Raw genomic sequence first — 5678 nt, forward strand, 5'->3', positions numbered from 1 at the left:
CAGCGGCAAAGGCACCACCGACATCCTCTACGCCAACGTCGCCCAATCCAAAGACGCCGCCAAAACCGCCGGCACCGTCAAAATCAACGGCCACCCGGTCTGCACCAAGGCCTCCGTGTTCAGCAAAAGCACCGGCGACGAGGCGGGCCGCAAAGGCGGCGTACTCTCCGGTACCACCCAAGGCCAGGCCGAGTTTCTCACTGCCTCGCCGAACGTGCTCATCGAAGGCGAGCCAGCCGTGCGCGCGCACGATCTGATGGTCTCCAACAACCAAAACACCCAGCCGGCACCGTTGATGCAACCCTCCGGCACCCCGCCGCAAGCGCTGTTGGCCGACGAGCCGGAGGATGCCGACCCTAACGATCCACCCAACGCCTACGCGGTGGAGGTTGCCGGCGGCGAGCTGCCGTTGGTAAAGGGGCAGCTGGCGGGGCTAGAACCCGAAGAATAGATAAAGCAGTTGGCGTACTAGACGGAATACTGGAGGTGTGTCATGCCAGCGTTAAACGTTTGGCTTAAGCGTTGCGCCGTTTTGCCCTTATGGGCCGTCGCGGTGGCGGCCTGTGCGGGGCAGACGGCGGTGACCTTTCCCGACATCGCGGGGCAGGTTGCTATCGAGGGCGTCGACGGCGGGATGCGCTGGCTACAAGCGCAAGACGCCTTCGATAAGGCCGAGCACACCGTCACGCTAGCCGAGCCGGTGGAGGTTTTTGGCGGCGGCGAAGAGGCGACGTCTTTGTGGTCCGTCAGTAAACCCGAGGCAGGGAGCACAGCCTTAACCATGACGTTGCCCCTTGGCCAAAGGGCGTACCAGTTTTCCTTGAATGCTGCTTACCAAAAGCACGAATGCGCTTGGAGCGGCGCCAGCAACGGCAAGCGGGTTTGGAGCAAAACGGTGCTGCAACGATAACCGACACGTGGTCATGCGGGTCGATGGGGTGCGAGTACCAAGTGGTGTTCTTTGAGGAACACCATCCTGACCTGGAAGACCTCTGCTAACGTTTGGGTGGATTGGCGTGGCTAGATCAGAGTTTCTACAAAGGCTTGCCCTGCGGGAATCGTCCAACAACCCGCATGCGATTAATCGGTTCGGCTACCTCGGCTTGTATCAAATGGGAGAAGCAGCGCTCGTCGACGCCGGTTTCATCGTCAATGACGGGCTGATGAATAATAACTATCGCGATTATCAATGGACGGCGCAAGCTCAGCAGTATGGCGTCTCGTCGTACACGGATTTTTTAAACAGCGAGGAGGCGCAAGAGGCTGCGGTCGCTCGCTATCACGAGCGGGTTCGCGGTTATTTAAGAGTCAACGGGGCGTGGAATTACATCGGGCAGGAAGTCGACGGCGTTATTGTTACGGAGTCGGGCCTGCTAGGTGCCGCTCATCTCGTCGGGGCCGGAGCCGTCAACTCCTGGCTAAGCAGCGGAGGGGCGCCGCCGGCCGATGGTAACGGGGTAACCGCCGGCGAGTACCTTAGGCTTTTGAACGGGCTCGATACCGAAGCGCCGGGCAACCCCGCCACGGCGCCGGAAGAGGCGGAGCGTGTCGAACCCGAGCGGGACGACGCCGGAGCCGATAGTGCAGCATCTATGGCAGACGGCGACGGCGTCAGCTACCTAGAAAACGATGTTGTCGACATGGACCGGCTGGAGGAAGCCAAGCGTCTTTCCGTCGGCGATACAGCCTATGCCTTCAATAATCACCGCGAAGTGATTATTCCCGCGGACAAAGGCGAGGCCTACGCATTTTTGCGGTTATTCGATACGCACCCCGACTATAACTGGTTGGATATACCGCTTAGCGAGCTATCGGCCCGCTCTCGTCGGGAGCTGGAGGAAGCCCGTAGCGAAGCAAGCGGGCAGAGCGAGAATATCATCGTTCCCATCGTCCCCCTATGCTATACAACGCCGGATTTGGACAAGGAAAAGGCCGATGTACCTAGAACCAACGGGTATATCTACGTGTTCGTCGACGGTCACCTATGGCGCGAACTCAAAGTGGTGGGGCGCGGATTCTATCAGGATGTCAATCTGCGCTTTCAAGCCGGTCGGGATGAGCGAACGGCCACCGGGCATGCCGATAACAGAATCCTGGTGCCGTATCGGTTCCAAGGACAGCCGCGAACCGTCGAAATCTGCTACGCCGACGTGCAATGGAGTTGGTCGCGGATCAATGCGCTCGGTGGGATGTCGGAGGCCGATCCTCGCTTACGGCGCCGCCAAGGCGAAGAGCTTGTGCCGATGCCGAGCAGCGAACAGAACGAGCAGGCCGCGGCGTATCGAAAAGCGCGGTTGCAGGAGATCGACCTCGGTGGCTACGCCGAGGGTTTCCCTTACCAAGTGCCGGAAGATAATCGCGCAGCGCTCGAATCGGCCGTTACGGCCCCCCGGCTGTACCATCTGAAAGTACACAGGAATAGCCGCATTCCGGTCGTATACCTACATGACCCGTTGGGCGTCGCTTTAGGCGAATACGGCATTGTCACTAACAAGATCGAGGCATTAAAAGAAGAGTTACAAGCCTTACAGTCCGACGAGGATTACCACGCCGCGGTAACGGCCTACCACACTTTCTTGGACGAAGACCTGTGGGAGAAAGAGCCTTTTGCCAAGTCGATAGGCCGCGCTGCGCTATCGCCGCTGTGGGCGCTTTATCGCGGGCGATACGCGCAGGCGGACCGCGCCTCGAAAATGCTCAGAGAAGCCGGGGAGCACCTCAGCCAAGCTCGGTTAGAGGACATTCTGCGGGTTGAAAAGCGCCAACGGCTCCGGGAGGAGATCCGCGCCGAGAAGGTGATTTACATCGACTTTCTGGAAGGGCGCTATAAAGGCGAGAGCCTCCGCGATCGCTGCCCGGACTTTGTCGCGCTGGAAGAAGCCCTGCGCGATTACGCGACCTTGGAAGGCGAGGCCTACGCTCAGCTTTGGTTCGTCGCGAGCGATTTGATCGCGTTCTGTTCGCACGACCCCTGCGATCTGGACGAGGGCTACGACCTACAGTCGAATATCGACCGTCCGGAGCCCGAAGACGATCCCGGCCTTCAGTACCTAAGCCAATTGTTGGATGAGGGGCATCCGATACACGAGATGGTGTTCCCGTGCGAGGCGCAGGTCGACATCTACACGGCCGACTACGAGCCTCCCGTGCCCGAGCGTTCGGACGGCAGCGGACGTTTTCGGCCGGGCCTGTTCGCCGCGACCATCGCCGCCTCCCGCAAGCCGCCGACTGGCCTACCTAAGTGGCTGGAAGATACCGTTAAATTATTCCAGAAAGTGGTCGGCGACTTCATGGAAGGCTTTAAAAAGCATTATGCTTTGACAGTGCATGAAGAAAAGCTGAATGTTTTCTATCGGTTAGCGAAGGCCGCGAATACCCCGGAGCTGGTGGGTATGAAAGTGGTGCGAGCGGGCGAGGTTATCGAGGAAGGCCGAATTATTGTTAAGGCCAATGTGGAGTCAAAGCTACTTAACCGAAGGCAGCGGCGCGGCCTGATAAAGCAAAGTATGCAGCCGGAGGGAGCTCGGGCAAGTAGCGGTGGCGGAGGGCTGGATGTCGTTGATGCCAATACGGGCCGAGCCGTATTGAGCAGCAACCCGACGCATATCGACAAAATACACGGTATGAAGCCGGTGACGGGCGAGGTATTCAGCCGCGTATTTCAAACCTATGGAGCGGATGGGCTCGCAAGGGCGAGGGCCGATGTGGTCACGGTGTCGGCCGACGCCAAACCGTACGCGGTTAATGCGGTAAAGCCTGGAACAATGGTCGGTGGCAGCACGCTGCAGCATATTACGTCGGAAACCGTCCACATCGGTAATAAGACGTTGCCGCCGTTGGTGGCTGTGGTTGAGTCGGTTAATGCGGTTAATGCTTTTAAAGCTGTGAGCACAGAAGACGGACTCAAAGAGTATGCTGTAGTCGGTGCTGCTAGTTTGGCCGCACTAGTTGCTTTGGCCGAGGCGACTCTTGCATTAGCCGGAAAAGATATAGCGTCCAAAGTATTCACTAAGCGTTTTGTGCAGGGCACTATTTACATTCCGAAACTAGGTAATCTTAAGATACTGGGTCTCAGCTCCGCGAGCTTGGCTGGAATTGGGGCGATCGTGGCCACGCGGCAGATGTTAGCGCATGCGGACCGCGGCGATAACGATGCGGCGTTCTGGTACGGCGTACAGGCTACCGCCATGGCCGGACTAATGTTGGCCGCGCTTGGTAAAGCCGGGGTGGCTGGCTTGGCCTTCTTGACTCCCTACGGCTGGGTCTTCCTCACCATAGCGGTTGTTGCGGGCGTACTGGCACATGTTTTTACCGACACCCCCTTCGAGCGCTGGACCAAGTATGGCCCCTTCCCGAAAAATGAGCGCGATAAGCTAAGCCGGGAGTTCGAAGGCTACTCGCCGGAGAAAAGTTATCAGGCCCTAGCGGACTTGCTGTTAAACCCGGTCGTCTTGGTCAAGCAAGATCAAAGCGAGGGCTTTTTCGACGCCGACGGAACGTTTGTCCCGGATGTATTCGTCGATGTGCTGGTTCCCGGCGGTGTTAAGGACGAAGTCAGCCTCGAAGCCGCTTTCTCCGTATCGTTATTTCGCGGGCATGCGCCTAACCTGGCCGGGCGCGTTACCGGAGCCGCCGGCCTCGTGGCCGGTTACAGCGGCGCATTCCGCGGAACCTTGAGCGAGCCTCAGTGGAGCCCGATCCAGACGAGCGCGTCGTTTTACCGGGACGAAGACTTGACCGATGCCAGCGGCGTTGCCGTCATCGGCAAACGTTACCGGTTCCGTGGCTATCGCGAGTCGGCTTTGTGGCGCGCCAATGTTCGCTATACCACCGAAACAGGTTTACTACTCCCTATGGATAAGGACAATGAGGAGCCGACGGAGCTGCCCTCGAACGAGGACGGCCTCGAATTGGGCGAGGTGCCGGGTTGGGTTTACCAACAACTTCCGGTGGTGCGCGATAAGGATTACTCGGCAATGAGACGAGCCTATGAACTACTACGCTGACACGGCCTATAACAGCACGCGTCCCCGCGATCTGGCGCCGGCGGATGCGGGCCGCCAGGGGTGGAAATCCCGGCAGTTGCAGCGTAAGCCCCTGCAAGGGCGGCCGGGGGTGCAGTGCGGCGAGCACCTTAGCATCAGCCATGCCGATCTCGACGCGCTGTTCGGCCGCGCCTGGCCCAAGCATATGCCGCATTGGCGTTATCACGAAAGGGTCGACTGGGAACACCTCGGTAACCCCGCCGTGTTGATCAACGCTATTGTGACGTTGGCGTTGATGGGGGTGTTTGCGTGTGTGGTGGCATTCAGTTCTCTTGCAGTCTACAACGGATTTTATGCGGTATTTGTCGAGGGGGGGCTGGGTTAGTCCTGGCGGTGCCGGTCAGTATCTGGGGTATCGGCACCTTGCTGACGAAGTACGTGCTATCGCCGGATAAGCGCAATTTTTGGCTGAACCGACGCACCGGCCTGGTGAGCCTGCCCCGGCGCGGGCGGATGGTGGAGCTGCCGTTCGACGAGTTCGACCCGTACCTGATGCCGTTTACCGGCTATACCGGCCGCACGAGCTATCAGTTAGTGCTCATCCACCGCTACAGCGACCAGCATTTGATTTATCCCGAAGAGGGGGAGTCGCCGTGGGAGGTGGAGGCGTTCTGGGAGTTTTGGCAACAGTAC

General features: G+C 59.0%; 5 protein-coding genes. All 5 read left to right on the forward strand.

Annotated features, from left to right (window positions below):
* Nucleotides 1–451, forward strand: a 451-nt coding sequence (locus tag CAI21_RS22350; protein ID WP_116304333.1) for a DUF4150 domain-containing protein, incomplete at its 5' end; no start/stop codon positions are given.
* A gap of 42 nt (nucleotides 452–493) precedes the next feature.
* The gene (locus CAI21_RS22355; protein WP_116304334.1) at nucleotides 494–910 is read left to right on the forward strand and encodes a hypothetical protein; all 417 of its coding nucleotides are present in this window, start codon (nucleotides 494–496) and stop codon (nucleotides 908–910) included.
* A 106-nt stretch (nucleotides 911–1016) separates the two neighbouring features.
* Complete coding sequence (locus tag CAI21_RS22360; RefSeq protein ID WP_116304335.1) at nucleotides 1017–5006, forward strand: hypothetical protein; 3990 nt, start codon at nucleotides 1017–1019, stop codon at nucleotides 5004–5006.
* Nucleotides 4990–5370 (forward strand): hypothetical protein, encoded by a 381-nt coding sequence (locus CAI21_RS22365; protein WP_116304336.1) that lies wholly within the window; start codon nucleotides 4990–4992, stop codon nucleotides 5368–5370. The genes CAI21_RS22360 and CAI21_RS22365 overlap by 17 nt, the downstream gene beginning before the upstream one ends.
* An 8-nt stretch (nucleotides 5371–5378) precedes the next feature.
* On the forward strand, nucleotides 5379–5678 hold a 300-nt coding region (locus CAI21_RS22370), incomplete at its 3' end, for a hypothetical protein (protein ID WP_220349058.1).

Source organism: Alkalilimnicola ehrlichii, assembly GCF_003399765.1.
In the GTDB taxonomy this organism is placed as follows: domain Bacteria; phylum Pseudomonadota; class Gammaproteobacteria; order Nitrococcales; family AK92; genus AK92.